This window comes from Thetidibacter halocola (assembly GCF_018224955.1).
GTDB lineage: Bacteria > Pseudomonadota > Alphaproteobacteria > Rhodobacterales > Rhodobacteraceae > Thetidibacter > Thetidibacter halocola.
In genome coordinates this window covers 87496-105830 of the sequence record NZ_JAGTUU010000001.1, presented here as the reverse complement: position 1 = coordinate 105830, position 18335 = coordinate 87496, and the positions used below count along the sequence as shown (strand labels likewise).

General features: G+C 66.0%; 17 protein-coding genes and 1 tRNA gene. 7 read left to right on the top strand and 11 right to left on the bottom strand.

All coding sequences use genetic code 11. The features are described 5' to 3' along the window. Positions 1-20: 20 nt before the first annotated feature. The 7 genes from KB874_RS00525 to KB874_RS00495 form a co-directional block, all read right to left on the bottom strand. On the bottom strand, positions 21-965 hold the full coding sequence (locus KB874_RS00525; protein WP_212534579.1) for an acetamidase/formamidase family protein: 945 nt from the start codon (positions 963-965) through the stop codon (positions 21-23). A 4-nt stretch (positions 966-969) separates the two neighbouring features. Next, on the bottom strand, positions 970-2592 hold the full coding sequence (locus KB874_RS00520) for an ABC transporter substrate-binding protein (RefSeq protein ID WP_212534578.1): 1623 nt from the start codon (positions 2590-2592) through the stop codon (positions 970-972). Between the two features lie 29 nt (positions 2593-2621). Next, positions 2622-3542 carry an ABC transporter permease gene (locus tag KB874_RS00515; protein ID WP_212534577.1) on the bottom strand — a complete coding sequence of 307 codons (921 nt, stop codon included), beginning with the start codon at positions 3540-3542 and terminating at the stop codon, positions 2622-2624. After that, positions 3542-4423 carry an ABC transporter permease gene (locus tag KB874_RS00510; protein WP_212534576.1) on the bottom strand — a complete coding sequence of 294 codons (882 nt, stop codon included), beginning with the start codon at positions 4421-4423 and terminating at the stop codon, positions 3542-3544. The genes KB874_RS00515 and KB874_RS00510 overlap by 1 nt, the downstream gene beginning before the upstream one ends. Further along, a complete protein-coding gene (locus tag KB874_RS00505; protein ID WP_212534575.1) occupies positions 4401-5009 on the bottom strand; it encodes an ANTAR domain-containing response regulator in 609 nt (202 codons plus the stop codon). The genes KB874_RS00510 and KB874_RS00505 overlap by 23 nt, the downstream gene beginning before the upstream one ends. Beyond that, positions 5006-6082 carry a transporter substrate-binding protein gene (locus KB874_RS00500; protein ID WP_346346494.1) on the bottom strand — a complete coding sequence of 359 codons (1077 nt, stop codon included), beginning with the start codon at positions 6080-6082 and terminating at the stop codon, positions 5006-5008. The genes KB874_RS00505 and KB874_RS00500 overlap by 4 nt, the downstream gene beginning before the upstream one ends. A gap of 578 nt (positions 6083-6660) precedes the next feature. Then, positions 6661-7383 carry a FadR/GntR family transcriptional regulator gene (locus tag KB874_RS00495; protein WP_346346493.1) on the bottom strand — a complete coding sequence of 241 codons (723 nt, stop codon included), beginning with the start codon at positions 7381-7383 and terminating at the stop codon, positions 6661-6663. Between the two features lie 945 nt (positions 7384-8328). On the opposite strand from KB874_RS00495, the gene KB874_RS00490 reads away from it, so the two are divergent. The 4 genes from KB874_RS00490 to KB874_RS00475 are packed head-to-tail and all read left to right on the top strand — an operon-like array spanning position 8329 to position 12371. Next, positions 8329-9324: a substrate-binding domain-containing protein gene (locus KB874_RS00490; RefSeq protein ID WP_212534573.1), complete on the top strand. Its 996-nt coding sequence runs from the start codon at positions 8329-8331 to the stop codon at positions 9322-9324. 50 nt (positions 9325-9374) lie between these two features. Continuing rightward, positions 9375-10352, top strand: a complete 978-nt coding sequence (locus KB874_RS00485; RefSeq protein ID WP_212534572.1) for a Bug family tripartite tricarboxylate transporter substrate binding protein — start codon at positions 9375-9377, stop codon at positions 10350-10352. A 42-nt stretch (positions 10353-10394) separates the two neighbouring features. After that, positions 10395-10844 carry a tripartite tricarboxylate transporter TctB family protein gene (locus tag KB874_RS00480; RefSeq protein WP_212534571.1) on the top strand — a complete coding sequence of 150 codons (450 nt, stop codon included), beginning with the start codon at positions 10395-10397 and terminating at the stop codon, positions 10842-10844. A 24-nt stretch (positions 10845-10868) separates the two neighbouring features. Then, on the top strand, positions 10869-12371 hold the full coding sequence (locus KB874_RS00475; protein WP_212534570.1) for a tripartite tricarboxylate transporter permease: 1503 nt from the start codon (positions 10869-10871) through the stop codon (positions 12369-12371). Between the two features lie 374 nt (positions 12372-12745). Here the strand turns inward: KB874_RS00475 and KB874_RS00470 are convergent, their stop codons facing one another. The 4 genes from KB874_RS00470 to KB874_RS00455 all read right to left on the bottom strand — a co-directional run bounded on the left by KB874_RS00470 (position 12746) and on the right by KB874_RS00455 (position 16051). Continuing rightward, positions 12746-14038 (bottom strand): PQQ-dependent sugar dehydrogenase, encoded by a 1293-nt coding sequence (locus KB874_RS00470; RefSeq protein ID WP_212534569.1) that lies wholly within the window; start codon positions 14036-14038, stop codon positions 12746-12748. A gap of 590 nt (positions 14039-14628) precedes the next feature. Then, complete coding sequence (locus KB874_RS00465) at positions 14629-14886, bottom strand: hypothetical protein (RefSeq protein WP_212534568.1); 258 nt, start codon at positions 14884-14886, stop codon at positions 14629-14631. Between the two features lie 95 nt (positions 14887-14981). Continuing rightward, positions 14982-15056, bottom strand: a tRNA-Asn gene (locus KB874_RS00460). An 80-nt stretch (positions 15057-15136) separates the two neighbouring features. Next, a complete protein-coding gene (locus KB874_RS00455; protein ID WP_212534567.1) occupies positions 15137-16051 on the bottom strand; it encodes an MBL fold metallo-hydrolase in 915 nt (304 codons plus the stop codon). Positions 16052-16093: 42 nt separating this feature from the next. Here KB874_RS00455 and KB874_RS00450 point away from each other — a divergent pair, with 42 nt between their 5' ends. The 3 genes from KB874_RS00450 (at position 16094) to KB874_RS00440 (ending at position 18332) form a co-directional block, all read left to right on the top strand. Continuing rightward, the gene (locus KB874_RS00450) at positions 16094-17386 is read left to right on the top strand and encodes an ATP-binding protein (RefSeq protein WP_212534566.1); all 1293 of its coding nucleotides are present in this window, start codon (positions 16094-16096) and stop codon (positions 17384-17386) included. Positions 17387-17511: 125 nt separating this feature from the next. After that, positions 17512-17790: a hypothetical protein gene (locus KB874_RS00445; protein ID WP_212534565.1), complete on the top strand. Its 279-nt coding sequence runs from the start codon at positions 17512-17514 to the stop codon at positions 17788-17790. A 116-nt stretch (positions 17791-17906) separates the two neighbouring features. Continuing rightward, a complete protein-coding gene (locus tag KB874_RS00440; RefSeq protein ID WP_212534564.1) occupies positions 17907-18332 on the top strand; it encodes an acyl-CoA thioesterase in 426 nt (141 codons plus the stop codon). The last annotated feature ends 3 nt before the right edge of the window (positions 18333-18335 follow it).

Below are 18335 nucleotides of genomic sequence, written 5' to 3'. Positions count from 1 at the left end.
ACGCTTTTCCGCAAGCGCCGTCATTCGAAGACGCAGCGCGGGAAGTAGAAGGACACCACCCAGTTCGGCATGTCGACGATCTCGGAGATCCGCAGATCGCCGCAGGTCGAGACCAGCATGTAGGCATCCACCGGCGCCATGCCGTGCTGGGCGCAAAGCAGGTCGATCATGTTCGATACCGCGTCCTTCGATGCCGCCATCAGATCCGGCCCGATGCCGGTCGTCACCTCGTAGCCCTTGGCGTCCAGGTGCCGCGTGACCGGCCCTGGCGTGGTGAAGCGCGGCGTCTTCAGGTTCGCTCCCTTCACCAGGTCCAGGGTCAACACCACGTCCATCGGGCTTTCGATGGCCGTGCCGCAGACCTCGCCGTCGCCCTGCGCGGCATGGGTGTCGCCGACGCTGAACAGCGCACCCTCGACCTCGACCGGCAGATACAACGTGACGCCGGCCGTCAGGTCGCGGATGTCGAGGTTGCCACCCACCCGCCGCGGCGGCACGATCGAGTGCAGCCCCGGTTCTGCCAGCGCGTTGCCGATCGTGCCCGCGAAGGGCTTGAGCGGGACCTTGCCTTGCGTGCCCCAAAGCGCGGGCTCCATGCTGTCGGGATCGTACTTCCACAGCGTCAGTGCGGCCTCGGTGAACTGGTCGGCCAGCAGCCCGAAGCCGGGAATGTTCGCCGTCCAGCCCCAACCCGAGGGCGCGAAACTGTCGATGGTGATCTTGAGTGCGTCGCCGGGTTGCGCCCCGTCGACGTAGATCGGTCCCGAGACCGGGTTGATCTTGCCGAAATCGAGGGTCTTGACGGTTTCGACGGTGGACGACGGGCCAAGCTGGCCCGCCGAAGAGTCATGACAATGAAAGAGGATGGTCGATCCGGGCGCCACCGTCTCGGCCGGGATATTGGAATTGTCCCAGCCGAAATGGTGCTGCGCGCCGTGGATCGTGTAGTCGCAGGCCTTGCACATCGTCTTACTCGGTCACGTAGACATAGTCGTAGTTGACCGGGATGGACACCGGATCGACATACAGCGCGTCCGCTCCGCCCATGCGGGCGGACTTCATCGTATAGCGCTGTTCGTTGAACACCGGCACCCAGGGCGCGTCGGCCATGACGCCCATGTAGACGTCGGACCATTTCGCCATGCGATCGCCCGCCATGGCAGGATCGGTGATGCTGTCGGCCTCGACCGCCATCGCATCGAGCGCCTCGTTGCAGTATTTCGACCAGTTCCAGCCGCCTTCCACGGTCCCGTCGCAACCGAGGATCGGCCCATAGAAGTTGGACGGATCGGGGAAGTCCGCGATCCACGCCATGCCGCCCGACCAGATCATCTGCGCGGTCCCGGTGCCGCCGGCCTCGATCACGTTGGCCTGCGCGAGGCTCTGGATCGACGCCTTGATGCCGATGTTGGAAAGGTCCTGCTGGATCGCCTGCGCGATCCGCGGGTTCGGGTCGGTATTCATCACGTAAAGCTCGGTCTCGAATCCGTCGGCCAGACCCGCCTCGGCCAGAAGCGCCTTGGCGCCGTCGGGGTCAAAGGGATACCCCGCGTAACCCTCGGTATAGCCCGGCATCGACGGCGGCAGCGGCTGGGTCGCGGGCACCGCGCGGCCATTGATGATCTGGGTGATCCGATCCTTGTTGATGGCCATGTTGATGGCCTTGCGGACGTTGACGTTGTCGAGCGGCGGAGTGTTCACGTTGATCGTGATATAGCCCGTGTGCAACTGGCCGCCCTCGACGACGCGCGCGGCCTGCTCGGGATCGCTCATGACCTCGACGAACTTCGCCGGCGGGATGCCATCGCCGGGCACGTCGACCTCGCCGTTCTGCAGGCGCAGCAGGGCGACGATGGGTTCCTGGCCGACTTCGAAGGTCACGGTGTCGAGATAGGGCACGCCGTCGCGCCAGTAATCGGCGTTCTTCTCGAACACCAGCCGCTGGCCCAGCGTCCATTCGGCCAGCTTGAAGGCGCCGGTGCCGACGGGCTGCTTGCCGAAATCGTCGCCTGCGGCCTCGACCGCCTCTTTCGGCACGACCGAGGCAAAGTTCAGCGCCATGACATGCAGGAAGGTCGCGTCGGGACGCGACAGCGTGATCTTGACCGTCATCGGATCGACGACCTCGACACCCGACAGGCTGGTGGCCGAGCCATCCGACATCGCGTCATAGCCGGCGATCGACCCGAAGAAGCCCGCGCCGGGCGACTGGGTGACAGGATTGGTCACGCGGTCGAGCGAGTATTTCACGTCGTCGGCCGTCATCTCGCGGCCGTTGTGGAACGTCACGCCAGACCGCAGCTTGAACGTGAAGGTCATGCCGTCGTCGGAGATCTCGTAGCTCTCGGCAAGGCCGGGGCGCAGTTCCGTCGTGCCGGGAACGTAGTCCATCAGCCCGTCAAAGAGCGACTTGATCATCGACCAGTTCTGCCAGTCGTAGCCGATGGCCGGGTCGAGCGTCGCGACATCGTCCTTGTAGGTGACGACGATCCCGCCGCCCGCTTTGGCGTTCGGGTCGGCAGTATATTCCTGCGCCGTTGCCGGCAGCGCGAGCGCCGCAAGAAGCGCGGTCGAGGTCAGCAGTCTTTTCATGGTCTTGTCTCCTGTTGGTTGGTTTTTTGTCATCGCACCCGGATCCGGGGGTCGATGAAGGGGGTGACGACATCGGCAAGCAGGTTGCCGAGGACGATGGCGCAGGCCGAGACCAGCGTAACGCCCATGATGATCGGGATGTCGACGCGTTGGATCGCCTGCCAGGCCAGCTGGCCGATCCCCGGCCAGCCGAACACGCTTTCGACCACGACGATGCCGCCCATGAAGATGCCGATGTCGATGCCGATCATCGCGACGATCGGCAGGATGGCGTTGGGCAGCGCGTGGCGAAGAAGGATGCGGCGGCGGCTGAGCCCCTTGGCGCGGGCGGTGCGGATGTAATCCTGCCGCAGCACGTCGATCATCGACGAGCGCATCATGCGCGAATACCAGCCAGAGCCCAGGATGCCGAGCGTGATCGAGGGCAGAACCATGTGCGCGAAGGTGCCGTAGCCGCCGATCGGGAACCAGCCCAGCTTGACCGCGAAGACATAGAGCAGCAGCAGCCCGACCACGAATTGCGGCGCCGATACGCCGATGAAGCTGGTAATCATCAGCGCGTTGTCCGTGGTTGTGCCGCGCCGCAGCGCCGCGATGATGCCCATGGTCAGACCCAGCATCAGCTCGCAGAAGATGGCGCCAGCCATCAGCAGCAGCGTTGCTGGAAGCCGCGCGGCGATCAGCGTCGAGACATCGGTCTTCTGCAGGTAGGACCGCCCGAGATCGCCCTGCACAAGGCCGGTCAGGTAGCGCCAGTATTGCACGACGAAGGGCTGGTCGAGGCCCAGCTGCCGGCGGATGTTCTCGACCGTCTCGGCGGTGGCCGACCGCCCGGCGATCTGGCGCACCGGGTCGGCGGGCAGGGCATAAAGCAGGAAGAAGGTGATGAGCGAGACGCCCAGCAGGATCAGCACCGCCTGCACCAGCCGCCGGATCAGGTAGGCCGTCATCAGTCACGCCCCCGCTGCGTCGGGTCGAGAACGTCGCGCAGGGCGTCGCCGACCAGGTTGAAGGACAGCGCCAGCACCAGGATGGCCACGCCCGGGAAGAAGACCAGCCAGGGCGCCGCCTGGAAATAGGTCTGGTTCTCGAAGATGATGTTGCCCCAGGACGGCGTCGGCGGCTGCACGCCGATGCCGAGATAGCTGAGCGTCGCCTCGAGCAGCACCGTGGTCGAGATGCCCAGCGTGCCCCACACGATGATGGTCGGCACGAGATGCGGCAGGATGTGCAGGAACAGGATGCGCATGTGCCCTGCACCCAGCGCGCGCTCGGCGGCGATGAACTCGCGCTCGGCCAGCGAGGTCGTCTCGGTATACAGCACGCGCGCCGTCTGGACCCAGTTCACGATGGCGATCACCATCGCCACGATCCACAGCGAGGGTTGAAAGATCGCGGCAAGGCAGATGGCCAGCAGCAGCGCGGGAAAGGCCATCATGAGGTCGGTAAAGCGCATCAGCACGCTGCCGATCCATCCCCGGAAATAGCCCGCCGTCACGCCCACCACGGTGCCGATGATCAGCGCGAGCCCGTTCGCCACAACCCCGATGATGAGCGAGGTGCGCGCGCCGTGCAGGATCCGGCTCAGAAGGTCGCGGCCCAGAAGGTCGGTGCCTAGCAAGAACTCGCCTCCCGGCGGCAGCGGCGCGCCTTCGATGGTCAACCCGTCAAAGAGCTGTTCTTCGGGTCCGTATTTCGTGAGGTAGGGCGCCAGGATCGCGCCGCCCACGGTCAGCACGATCAGGAACAGCCCCAGCAGCGCCAGCTTGCGCTGCGCCAGTCTCGCCAGCGTGCCGCGCTGACGGATTTCAGGGAAGTTCGCGTCGGTCATCCCGGCCTCCCTCGGTGGCGTGACGCGCCACCACCCGCGCGGCAGCCTGTTCGATTGTCTCGCGCCAGGCCATGGCCAACTGGCGCAACTGGGCAAAGGCCTCTTCCTCGGTCTTGCCGCGGGCGGCTAGCAGCGTCACCGCGCGCACGATCGTCTGCCGTTCTGCCAGCCGCTGCCGCAGCCCAGCGATCTCGTCTCCCGAGGCGCGGCGCGACTCGAAGGCTTGCCGCGCGATCAGCAGCGCCGAGAAGACGCCGTTGTCGCCGACGGGTTTCAGCAGTTGCGCGTCCGCGCCCTGCCTCAGCGCCCATTCGATCCGGCCCGGCGCCTCGGACCCGATCAATGCGATCATCGGCATCGGCGCCTCGCCAGGCTTCCACGGGAACTGTCCGTCATGGCCCATGTCGGTGTCGAAGAAGACATAATCGGCACCCAGCGCCGCGGCAGGCAACTCGGGCCAGTGATCGCTGGTCGCGAGGCCGATGGCGCGAAGCTGGCGGGTCAGCGCCTCGACCGTCGCGTGAGGGCGGTGCAGGATCATCGCCCGCGCCCCGCCCAGGTCGGGAATCCTCAACCGCTTGTTCATTTCACCACCGAAAGGCTGGTCGGCGGCGCGGCAACACGGCGGTCGCGGTGCGACAGGTAGGGGTCGGCGACAACATCCTCCCAGCGTTCGAGCACCCGGAAGGCGCCGCCCTGAACCTGTGCGATCAGCACCGGCAAAGTGGCGTGATGGGTCCCGGGATCGATCGTCAGGCCGCCGCGCACCGGAACCCGCAGCAGGTCGGACAGAGACGCCGTCCCGGGGTCTTCCACGCACGCGAGGCGGAGCGCCAGTGTCCGGACCGCATCATGCGTGGCGGCCTCGAAGGACGAGCCATAAGGTGCTGCGCCGGTTTGGAAATAGGGCCCCGCCGCGATCATCCCCTCGGCCGCGGATCCCAGCGCCGGGAATTCGCATTCGGTGAGGTTGCAGGACAAGACGGGGCAGCGATCAGGCGAAAAAGACGCGTCCTCGATGCCAAGGGCGGTATAGGCCGCGAGGAACCGGTAAGAGGACGGGCCGATCAGGTTATTCAGGATGAAATCCGGGCGGGTTGCCCGGATTTCATCGATCAGCCGGCTAACGTCGTCGTCGCCGAGCGGCAGGTAGCGTTCGCCTGCGACCTCGCCACCGGCCTCGGCAATCAGGTCGCGGGCGACGCGGTTCGTCTCCCAGCCCCAGATGTAATTCGATCCGGTCAGATAGCCGCGTCGCCCGAAACGTGGAAAGGCCCAGGACAGCAGCGGCAGAAGGTGCTGGTTCGGGCAGGCATTGGCATAAACCACCCGGTCGGACGCCTCGAACCCCTCGTAGGGACAGGGATACCAGAGGCTGCCGTCCCATTTCTCGAGAGTCGGAATGACTTCCTTTCGGCTCCAGGAGGTGACGCAGCCGACGATATGCCGCGCAGAACTGTCGCGCAGGATCTCGGCGCAGAGGGGCCCGTAGCGATCGACATTGCCCTGCGGATCGCGTTCGACCGCGACCAGTTCGATCGGCAGCGCGGGGTCGGCGTTGACAGCCTCGATCGCCGCAAGCGCGCCGCTGCGGCAGGCCTCGGAAATCCGCCGGTAGCTTCCTTCGCGCGAGAAGAGGATGCCGAGTTCGATACGCACCTGGCGCCGCTCCAAAAAACGAACGCCCCGCGACTGGCCCCGCCAAGGCGGGCAGACGCGAGGCGTGCATGCCTGTTGGGCTCCAGCAGCCCGACTGATTGGTCCAGAGAAAGCCCCAGTGAGCACCCAGTCAAGTGACTGTTGCTTCCTGCGCCACGATTTCCCGGCTCAGCGGGGGGCACCGTCGCATTTCTGGGCAGTCGCGGGACTGTAGCCGGTTGCGAGGGCCTGGTGCATATGGATGCGAAGATGACGGGCCCGTCGCGGAACGCGGTCGGGCGTCCCTTCACAGCCTGGATGGTATCGGGTCGCCTTGCTGGTTTGCCGCCGAGGATCAGGCATCCCGGCGCCTTCAACGCCTGGTTCTTTGCCAGATCGTGTCGTGACGATGCGCCTTGCGGAGGGGAGACGAGTCCGCGGCCACGTTTGCCTGGGGTGGGATTCTCGTCGCGTGCCCTGAGGGTCGTGTCATGGTTCCTGCGTTTTGACAGGTCCTGACCTCGGCGTTCCTGGAGACCAGCAGACGTCAGATCCCAGCTTGGGTCACTCTGCGATTTTCGGGGAGGAACTCAGAAGCCTCATGCCTCGAGTCGGGTGCTGACCGTCTGAAGATGGCGGCGCATGGCCTCCTCGGCTTCATCGGGTATGCGCGCCGCGATCGCTTCGATGATCCGGTCGTGCTCGGCGAAACTCAAATGGTTGTCTGGCGGCCTCGGGCCTGTCCGTCTGGCCTTGCCCCAGGATATCATCGCGCGCAGTGCATTGAGTTGGTCGAACAGAGCCAGCAAGGTTGGAGATGCAGTCGCTTCGGCAATGGCGCGGTGGAGGTCGGCGTCTAGACTGTCGTATTCGCGCCAGGTCGCTGCGTGCCGCGCCCGGTCGGCGATCAGTTCCAGGCGCGAGATGTCGGCGGCGGAGGCATGCAGCGCCGCCTCGCGGGCGATGGAGGGTTCGAAGGCGGCGCGCGCGCGCATGGCGTCCGCCGGGCTGATGTCACGGGCGACGGCAGACAGGGAGTCGTTCGCGGCCAGCGCGCGGTCGTCGGCGAGGAAGGTTCCCTTGCCGACATGGCGCCAGAGGACGCCATCGTGCACAAGGATTTCCAAGGCCCGGCGCAGCGACGACCGGCGCAGGCCCAGTTCGGGGCCGAGCTGACGCTCGGGCGGAAGCCGGTCACCGGCGGCCAGACCGTGATCGGCGATGTAGGACCGCAACTGCGCGACCGCCGCGGGATCGGAGACCTCGTGCAGGTCTTCTGCCTGGCGGTCTTCGTCCGGGTCTCTCCGAAGCTGGCCGTTCACTGATGTGTCTCCGCTCGCCGTTTATGTCATCGTAATGAGCAGCGGGCATCCGATCAATACAGATTGATCCTGTTTTTTCTTCCACCTCGTCTGATTTGTGCAAGCAGACGAGGTTCCAGCCATGATGATGACCGTGACCCCTATCTCCGTGCCGCTTCTTGCCCTGTCAAAGGGTGCAGCGACGTCTTCCCGGTGCGGTGCATCTGCGGCACCGGCCAAAACCATGCCGCCCATGCAATCGAGATGGGCAAGATCCAGACCGCGAACCGCCGTTCCTTCTTCAGGACAATTCGAACAATCCTGATTTTATGAGAGAATTCCCTTTTCGGACAATACGTCCTCCGTTGATCACGAGAGCGAACTGGTCGTGGCTGTGCCCCCAGGGTAGGACGAGTGTCCCGGTCGAAAACGCGCACGACTGCGTTTGTGGTTATGCCGTCCGCCTCGATATGATGCGACGACATCAGCACGAGGCCGGAAATGACCTCCAAGCTCTCGGACCAGTCGGGTTGATGCCCGGCGATATCGCCATAACGGACACACGGCAGGCTCGGGCGCCGTTGTCCGTGGCGATGTCATGGAAGGCGCGGTCGAAGATAAGGGCGCACTGACCGTGCGCCTGGCTTTAGAGGAGCCAAAAAGTGTCACGGTTTCAATCACCTGTAGACTATTTCGCCTTGATCAGACGTGGTGGTCCCAGCTTTGCTGATCTCGCGGTATGGTCCACTGTGGATGGACGGTCGCGCGCCCTTGCCTGGGGGTGACAGCGTTTCCTGAAACGCATGCGGGAATTCAGATACGGCAGCTCGACACGAATTCACCCACTCATGCCCCTTGATTTTGATCAATCCATATCAAATCATTGTTCAGGGGGATGAGAATGATCAATCTAGATTTGGCTGCTGATGCATACGTCGACACAAGGCGTGACGCGGCGGTGTCGCGATGACTGGTTCTCTGAACCTGAGCCTCGCCACATGGGACCATGACCGCGTCATGGCGCTTCACGACGGTCGGGTGCCGGTGCCGGGCTGCGCCTTCACCAGCCACATCCTGCCCACGGGCAAGCTGTTTCCGATCGCCGTGCAGGAAGGCCGTTTCGACATAACCGAGCTGTCGCTGTCCAGCCACATCCTGCAGGTCGCCAGAGGCGATGCGGCCTACGTCGCGATTCCGGCCTTCGTCAGCCGAGCGTTCCGCCACAACGGGTTCTACCGTCGCACCGGCAGCGGCATCACCAGCCCGTCCGATTTCGCCGGCCGCGCCATCGGCGTGCCGGAATACCAGATGACCGCCGCGCTGTGGATGCGCGGGATCATGGCGGACGACCACGGCGTCACGCCGACGCAGGTGCACTGGCGTACCGGGGCGCTCGACCAGGGTATCCGGCACGAACGCCTCGCCCTGACGCCACCGCCCGACCTGCGGATCACGCCGATCGCCGACGGCGAGACGCTGCAGGACCTCCTGCTCGCAGGCGAGATCGACGGCCTTCTGGCGCCGAACCCACCGCGCGCCTTCATGGAGGGAGACCCGCGGATCGAGCGCGTCTATCCCGATTTCGAACAGGTCGAGCAGGAATGGCACCGCCGCACCGGCTTTTTCCCGATCATGCACGTGATCGCGCTGCGCCGCACGCTCGCCGAAGAGCACCCCTGGCTCGCCGGAGCGCTTTACCAGGCGCTGTGCGGCGCGCGGGACATCGCGCTGGAGCGGCTTCGCGATGTCTGGCTCGGCTCGGCCAACCGCCTGAGCCTGCCGTGGCTCAATGCCGCCATGGAGCGCACCCGCGCCACGATGGGCCCCGATTACTGGCCCTACGGGTTCGCGGGGGCCCGGACCGAAATCGCGGCCATGTGCCGCTATTCCGTCGACCAGTTCCTCGCCCCGCGCATCGTCGCGCCCGAGGAACTTTTCGAAGCATCGCTGCTCGAGACCTGAGCCGCGATCATGGCACCGAAGACGACCAAAGACACACTGGGAGGACTGAAATGCTGAGACGAACCTTCACCTTCGGGACGGCTGCCCTTTGCGGCGCACTTCTCGCCGGCACCGCGATGGCGCAGGACATGCGCGCCCCCGAGGGCCCGATCGAATTCACCGTCGGCTCCGGTGCCGGCGGCTCGCCCGACGTAATCATGCGCACCTATGCCCAGATCATGGCCGAGCAGGGCATCGTGCCGAACGCGATCGTGGTGCAGAACCGCTCGGGCGGCGGACACTCGAACGCCTACAACCACGTGCTCGGCCTGCCGGGCGACGAGACCACGCTGCTGACGCTGGCCTCGCCGGTCTTCACGACCCCGATCGTGCAGGGCACGCCCTCGGTGATCGACCAGATCACCCCGATCGCGCTGCTGGCGGAGTCCGAACTGGTGTTGCTGACCACGCCGGACAGCCCGCTGAACTCGCTGCAGGACGTCGTGGCCGCAGCCACCGAGGCGCCCGGCCGCGTGCGCGTCGCCGGCGGCTCGTCGGGCGGCAACGACCATATCCTGACGGGTCTGCTCGAGACCGCAAGTGGCACGACGCTGACCTACATCCCGCATGAAAGCGGCAGCGCAGGTCGGGCGACCTTTCTCGGCGGCAACGTGGAACTCCACTTTGCGACGCTCTCCGAGGCGCTTGAGCTGATCACTTCGGGCACGGGCAAGCCGCTCGCGATCTTTTCGGAAGAGCGCCGCCCGGAAGAGGCCTTTGCCAATGTCGCGACCGCGCGCGAGCAGGGCGTCGACGTGGTCTACACGCAGTTCTGGGGTGTCGGCGGTCCGGCCGGGCTTGACCCGGCGGTGGCCGCCTGGTGGGCCGACAAGTTCGCCAAGGCCGCCGAAAGCCCGCAGTTTCAGGAGTGGCTCGACGCGAACCTCTACCGCGCGAACATGCTGACCCTTGGTGACGCTGGCACCTACTTTGCCGATGGCCAGCAGACCTTCCGGGACGTGCTGACCCGCATCGGTCTGGCCAAGTAACTGACGACCCCGGATCGAACCGAAGTCACGAAGGAGACTGCCATGCGTCTGGTCGAGGCCATCCCGGCCCTGTTCATGCTGGTGCTTGCGGGCATCATCGTCTTTGGAACCGCCGGCTTGAACCACTGGGACGGCATAACGCCAGGCGCTCGGTTTTTTCCCACGATCCTCGCCATCGCCGGTTCGGCGGTGGCGCTCGTGCTGCTATGGGCGCAGTGGCGCGGGTTCGAGTCCGTGATCCTGCATTTCCCGACGCGGGAGGCTGCCTTCCGCGTCGGCACCACTGTCGCCGCGCTCGTGGCGCTTGCGGTCTTTACGCCGCTTGTCGGTTTCATTCCTGCGCTTGCGGCCTTCATGGCGGTGATGCTGCTCGCCATCCTGAGGCAGCGGCCGCTGCCGTCGCTGGCGGCGACCGTGATCGTTTCGGGCTTCGTCAAGCTTGTCTTCATCCACTGGCTGTCGGTGCCGCTGCCGATGCCGCTCGGTTTCTGATCAGGCGGGGCAGAGGACAAGACCATGATCGATCAACTCCTGCTCGGGTTCGCAACGGCCCTCGAGCCGCAGAACCTGCTCTTCATTCTTCTTGGCGTTCTGCTGGGGCAGATCGTCGGGGCTCTCCCGGGGCTCGGCCCCTCGGCCGGCATGGCGCTGCTGCTGCCGCTGACCTTCGGCCTCGAGCCGGTCACGGCGGTGATGATGCTCGCCGGGATCATGTATGGCGGCCAGTACGGCGGCACGCTGACATCGGTGCTGATCGCGGTGCCCGGCGAGGCCTCGGGCGTGATGACAGCCGTCGACGGCAACGCCATGGCGCGCCAGGGCCGGGCAGGGGCGGCGCTTTCGATCTCGGCGATCGGCTCTTTCCTCGCCGGGATCGGCGCGGTGACCGCTGTCGCGCTTCTGGCGCCGCCGCTGGCGAGTTTCGGTTTGAAATTCAACGCGCCGGAATACTTCCTGCTCGCGCTGCTGGGCGTTCTTGCCATCGGCAGTCTCGGCGGCTCGCCCATCAAGTCGCTGGCCGCGGCCGTCCTCGGCCTGATGATCGCGCTGATCGGAGTCGACCCGCTGACCGGAACGCCGCGGCTCAGCTTCGACCAGCCGCTGCTGATGAAGGGAATCGACTTCATCCCCGTGGTCATCGGCGTCTTCGGCATCGCCGAGGTGCTGGCCTCGCTGGAACGCATCGAAAGCGTGAAGCCGATCCGCACGCGGCTGCGCGACATGTGGCTCACCTCGAACGACTGGGCTGTGTGCCGTCTTTCGATCGTTCGGGGGGGCGTGATCGGCCTCTTCGTCGGTATCATGCCCGGCGCCGGTGCGTCGATCGCCTCGCTGCTCGCCTATCTCACTGAACGGAAGTTCAGCCGCTCGCCCGAGACCTTCGGCAAGGGAGCCATCGACGGCGTGGCGGCGGCGGAATCCGCCAACAACGCCGCATCCCATGGCGCGGCCATCCCGATGCTGTCGCTTGGCATCCCGGGCTCCGCTTCTACCGCCATCCTGCTGGCGGCGCTCATCCTTCACGGCATCCGGCCGGGACCGCAGCTCATGACCCAGGAATCGGCGCTGGTCTGGGGCCTGATCGCCAGCATGTTCGTCGGCAACGTCTTCCTGCTGATCCTGAACCTGCCGCTCGCGCCGGTCTTCGCGGCGCTGCTGCGCATACCTTATGTCTATCTCGCGCCATCGATCCTCGGCATCTCGCTTGTCGGCGCCTATGCCGCGACGCTCGACATCTCGACAGTCTGGATGTCGCTGGTCTTCGGGCTTCTCGGTTACGCGATGATCAAGTTCGGCATTCCCCGCCCGCCGCTCGTTCTTGCGCTTGTTCTGGCCTCTCTGATGGAGACCTCTCTCCGGCAAGCGTTGCTTTTGTCGTTCGGCAGTCCGATGATCTTCCTCGAGCGGCCGATCTCTGCGTTGCTTCTCTGTGCTGTGGCACTGGCAATCGTGTTGCCGGTGCTCACCGCGATCCGCCAGCGGCGCTTTGCCGAACGGATGAAACGCGGGGCGCGCTGATGTGACCGGGGACAGGCACGGCGTGAGGTCGCAGATGATCAGGGGGGGTGGGTACATCACCGCGATGCAGTCGACAACGGTCTCGGCCTCGGCGAAATCCCGGGCAACAAGCAAGATAGGCTGAGGTTTCGTTCAGGGATCGCAGCAAGTCGAGAACTGGCGCCTGAACCGACACCTCTAAAACCGGGACGTTCCCCAGGCGGCGATGCTCACCCCGGGGTCCAGGGCACGGCTACGTGCGCTCCAGAGGCTCTGGGTCTGAGGTGCTCGTGTGCGGCACATCTCGGCGATGCCGCGTTCGCTGTGCTGTCCCCTCTAGGACGATCACGCCGGCTGAACTGCTGTGCATGTCGGCATCGCCGCATCCTGCCCGTTCACCCGGCCGCGGTCACGCGCCAGATGATGTCGCCCACGTCATCCGCCATCAGCAGGGACTTCCCGTCCGGCCCGATGGTCACGCCAACCGGCCGCCCGTAGGCCAGTTTCTCGTCCTCCGACAGAAAGCCCGTGAGGATGTCGCGCGCCGGGCCGCTCGGTGCGCCGTTCTCGAAGGGCACGAAGATCAGCCTGTAACCGCTCAGCTTCGAGCGGTTCCATGAGCCGTGTTGGCCGATCACCATGCCGTCACCGAAGCCGGGCAGGGTGCCCTCGGGCATCCAGCAAAGGCCCAGCGAGGCCGTGTGCCCGCCAAGTGCGTAGTCCGGCTGGATCGCCCGCGCCACCATCGCGGGGTCCTGCGGCACCCGGTCGTCCACCGTCTGGCCCCAGTAGCAATACGGCCAGCCGTAGAAGCCACCGTCCTGCACGGACGTCAGGTAGTCCGGCGGCGTCTCGTCGCCCAGACCGTCGCGCTCGTTGACCACGGTCCAGAGCCTGCCGGTCACCGGCTCCCAGGCCATGCCCACGGCATTTCGCAGGCCTGAGGCAAAGATGCGCGCCTTGCCCGTCGCCACGTCCAGCTCCCAGATCGCGGCGCGGCCCTGTTCGGCGTCCATCCCCTGGTCGCCGATGTTCGACAGGGAGCCGACCCCGGCGTAGATTCGCGTGCCATCCGGCGAGGCGAGCAGGCTGCGCGTCCAGTGGCCATGGGGTTTGAACGTGACCAGCGTTTCGCCCGCGCCCTTCAGCGCGGTGTCGCCGGGCGCGTAGTCGAAGACCTTGATGCCGTCAGTATTGCCGAGGAAAAAGCGGTTGCCCACCAGCGCCATGCCAAAGGGCTGGTTCTGGTTCTCGACAAAGACCTCGCGGATCTCGGCCACGCCGTCGCCGTCGGCGTCGCGCCAGAGCGTGACGCGGTTGGCGCTCTTGCCGATTGCCTTGACGCGCCGCATCGTCGCCTGCGCCGCGTGATCCATCAGGGTCTTCGGCGGTCCGGCCTGCTCCTTCGATTCCGCCACGAGCACGTCGCCGTTCGGCAGCACCTCGATCCAGCGCGGGTGGTCGAGGCCGGAGGCAAAGGCATTGACCTTGAGCCCCGGGGCACAGGTCGGCAGGCGGCCGTTCTTCCAGCCTTCAGCCACCGGCATCTTGAGCGTCATGATTCCCTGTGCGCGCGCGGCGGGAATCTCGGGATCGGCGCCGAAAGCCTGCCGCTTCGGCGCTCCCAGGCGCCGCAGGAAGGCGACTGTGCCCCCCACCAACGCCGTTGCTCTCGCGACAAGCTCCATGTCTTCCCTCCTGCAAAGCTGCGGCCAGCGTAGCCGACGCCCGGCGGCAAGACCAGCCGCGCCAGGTGACGCGAACCGGCCCGATGCGGTCATGCGCCGGATGCTGCACCCGTGTCAGCCATGCGGAGCCTGTCTCGTGCGCCGAAACGGATCGCCCGGCGACCGATATCGCGCCGTCGTTGCCTTGGGGACAAGGCAACCGCTCATGAGAAGAAACACTACGATGCCTATATCGCAAAGACGTATCACTGAGATTGCCGCAATCCGCGAGGAGGATATCGACCTGTCGGACATTGTCGCCAAGACGTTCTCTTCGATAGACCCCGGCGGCATCCGCGAGTGTGGCCGGGGGAGGGGGTGCATCTGGCTGGGTCACCGCTCGGTAAAGCAACGGGTCTCCGCCGCTGTGCTCGATCTCCCTCGCAACGATTTGCCGCCTTTCCTCATCCCCACCATCTTCAAAAAAATCGGCACCCGCTATGCCTTTGACCGCCAAGGCCGACCTGACCAATGCCTCAGCTTCAATGCGGGAGTCTTCCCATTTCTCTCTCTCTTCGTGGGTCTTCCATGCTACCCCACGCTTTTTGCTTTTAGCGTTCGATACCGCAGTCGCCAAAAGCCTCCGGCATGCCGCTGCGGGCATCTGCGACCAAACAGGCGTAGGCAGCTTCGAGCGCGGCATGTTCGGCAACCAAATTCGCATCTCGTTGCTGATTGCGAAGGCGGCAGTGAAAGAAGGGCTCCTTGGAGGAGGGGTAGAGATGTTTGATGTCAGTCGGGATTCGTCTCGCGTAGACGAGTTTCCCCTTGTTGTTGACGACATTCGCCAACTTCATCAGCAGTGCCATGGTTGCGTGCATCCCCGATGTATCCCGTAAAGTGACCCTCGAGGACACTGCAAGCCCTTGTTTCCAAGGCTTTCAAGGAGATAGGCGGGCATTAGTGGCTCCGGCGGTAGGGATCGAACCTACGACCAATTGATTAACAGTCAACTGCTCTACCGCTGAGCTACGCCGGAACACGGGGGCCGTATAGCAATCCCGATTCCGGGCGTCCAGAGGCTTTTGCGCCAAAATCCGGAAAAATCTGCATGCGGGTTCAGGTAAGCGAGAAGAGCGCACCTCGGTGCAGGGGACCCTCGGTTTGGGCTGATCCTTTCTCAACCATTTCAATAAGATGTGCGAGGACGTTGCGTTCGGCGGCGGGCAGCAGGGCAGGGGAGACGTCGGTGTAGATCCGCGCGGCCAGCGCCGCGGGGTCGGACGGGCCGTCGGCCAGCGCCTCGGCGATCTGCCGGGCCCGGCCGCGCCTGTGCGCCGATAGCTCTTCCACGCGCCCGGCGGGATCCGCTACCGGTGCACCGTGCCCCGGGTGAAACACCGTCCAGCGCCGCCCGGCCAGCCGGTCGAGAGAGGCCATGAAGGCGCCGAGATCGCCGTCGGGCGGCGAGACCAGCGATGTCGCCCAACCCATCACCAGGTCGCCCGAGAACAGCGCGCCGTCCAGCGCGAACCCCATGTGGCTGGCCATGTGGCCGGGCAGGTGCAGCGCCTCGAGCCGCCAGCCTTCGCCCTCGACGCGTGCCCCGTCCGCCAGCAAGATATCGGGCGCAAAAGCCCTGTCCACGCCTTCGCCGCCGCCCACGAGCCCTTCGGCAGCCAAGCGCGCCATCACCGGGCTGCGCCCGGCCTCTGCCGGGCCAAAGGCCAGCACGGGCGCGCCGGTGCGGTCCGACAGGTGGCGGGCCAGCGGCGAATGATCGAGATGCGCGTGTGTCACAAGGACATGCGTCACCCGTTCCCCCGGTTCCAGCGCAGCGAGGATCGCCGCGAGGTGCGCCGGGTCGTCCGGGCCGGGATCGATCACGGCGACCTCGCCCGTGCCCACGAGATAAGTGTTTGTGCCCCGAAAAGTCATCGGCGAGGGGTTCGGCGCCAGGATGCGCCGGATGCCTGGCCCGACTGTCTCGGCAAGGCCCGGAGTGGGGCGGAAATCGGGTTGCGGATCCGTCACGGGCGGCCTCTACTGATTGCGACAACGACACAGGCTTAGCGCATGACCTTTGACTGGCTCAAACGCTATATGCCGCGCGGGCTTTACGGGCGGGCGGCGCTGATCCTCGTGCTGCCTGTCATCACGCTGCAACTGGTGGTCTCGATCGTCTTCATCCAGCGCCACTTCGAGGACGTCACGCGCCAGCTCAGCGCCGAGACGGCGCGCGCCGTCTCGACCATCCTGCAGGACGTGCCGCCCGACCCCGGGCTGGCGGGTTCGCTATTGCTGACAGTGGTGCCCGTCACCGAGGCCGACCTGCCCGCTCGCGACCAGCGGCGCTGGTTCGACCTGACCGGCATCACCGTCGCCCGCACACTGCGTGCCGCGCTGCCCGGGCTCGAACGGGTTATGTTGCCCGACGACCGCGATGCGCTCCTTTTCCTGCGCCAGGACGAGACGCTCTATCGCATCGAGCTGTCGCGCCGGCGCCTGTCGCCCACCAATGCGCATCAGCTTTTCGTCAACATGCTGGTCTTTGGCGGCTTGATGACCGTCATCGCCTTTCTCTACCTGCGCAACCAGCTGCGCCCGATCACCCGGCTGGCCCGCGCCGCCGAGGCCTTTGGCCGGGGCCGCATCGTGCCCTACACGCCCGGCGGCGCCGTCGAGGTGCGGGCGGCCGGCAATGCCTTTATCGACATGCGCGCCCGGATCGAGCGGCAGATCGAGCAGCGCACCCTGATGCTGTCGGGGGTCAGCCACGACCTGCGGACGCCGCTGACCCGGTTGCGGCTGGGCCTGTCACTGCTGGACGACGCCGACCGCGAACCGCTGGAACGCGATGTCGAGGACATGCAGCGCCTGATCGACGCCTTCCTCGACTTCGCCCGCGGCGACGTCCAGGCCGGCGAAGCCGAGGCGGTCGACCCGGTGGCACTGGTCGAGGGTATCGTCGCCGATGCGCAGCGCGCCGGGCAGGCGGTGACGCTGGCCGAGGCCGAGGGCGTCGGCACCGTGACCCTGCGCCCCGCAGCCATGCGCCGGGCTGTCGAGAACCTGATCGGCAATGCCGTGCGCTATGGCGAGACCTGCACCGTCTCGGTGCGGGTGACGCCGAAATCCCTGCGCATCCGGGTCGAGGATGATGGCCCGGGCATCCCGGCCGAGCGCCGCGACGAGGCCTTGCGCCCCTTCACCCGGCTCGACCCGTCGCGCAACCAGGATCGCGGCACGGGCGTGGGCCTGGGCCTCGCCATCGCCGCCGATATCGCGCGGGCGCATGGCGGCATGCTGCGGTTGGGCCGAAGCGACGCGATGGGCGGGCTGCGCGCCGATATCGTCATCGCGCGCTGAAGCCATCGTTCAAATCCGGCGCTTTCGCCCCGGTTTCGCCATGTCCGTGCCCCGGCGCGGCGCCGCGCATCGGCGAGGCTGCCATCGTCCGGGCCGTGTGCCCGCCCCCGACCGCAGGAGTTCTCATGGCTTTCCAGACGTTTGTCACCCTTGCCGCGCTCGGCCTTGCCGGCACGCTGGCGCCGCAGGAGGCACCCGGGACCACCTTTACCCAGGCGCCGCCCTTCATCGACGCGCAGGGCATGGCGCCGGGCCCGGTTGCAGGTGACTACCGGACAACGCCCGAGGGCTGCACCTATCGACGCACCCAGGCACCGGGCTATCCCGAGCGCTGGATCCTGATCGTCAATCCGCAGCAACTGGGCCTGCCGAGGCCGCCGAGCGGCTGTCCGGGGATGATGTAGTCCCAAGGTCGCGGCCTGAAGCGGGAAAAACCTGTTGCCGGGTCGGTGTCGCGTGTTTAACCATTTCCCAAAACGGGCCTCGCTCAAAGGCCGGGAAAGGGGCGACCGAACTTCACATGACGATCTACAAGCTGCACCTGCAAGTGCTCTGCCATCACTGTGACGCAACTGGAATCGTTCACTTTCCCCGATACTCGGAAATGGCCATGCATGTCGTCGAAAGCTGGTTCGACGAGGCGCTGGACTGGTCTTTTGCCCGAATGATCGGAGGCGAGTCCGCCAGCGTGCCCGTGGTGCGCTGCGATGCCGAGTATCCAAGGGCCTCGCGCCTCGGCGATCACCTGGTCTGGCGATTAAGCGTGCAACGGATCGGGCGCAGTGCGATTGACCTGGACCTTGCGGCCACTTGCGGCGGCGAGGCGCGGGTCAAGATGGCGCTGACGCTGGTCCTGTCCGATCTCGACGTGATCCGGCCGCGCCACTGGCCCGAGGGCGTGCGCGCCCGGATGGCCGATTACCTGTCCGGCGCGTTCCAGGGCTGAGCG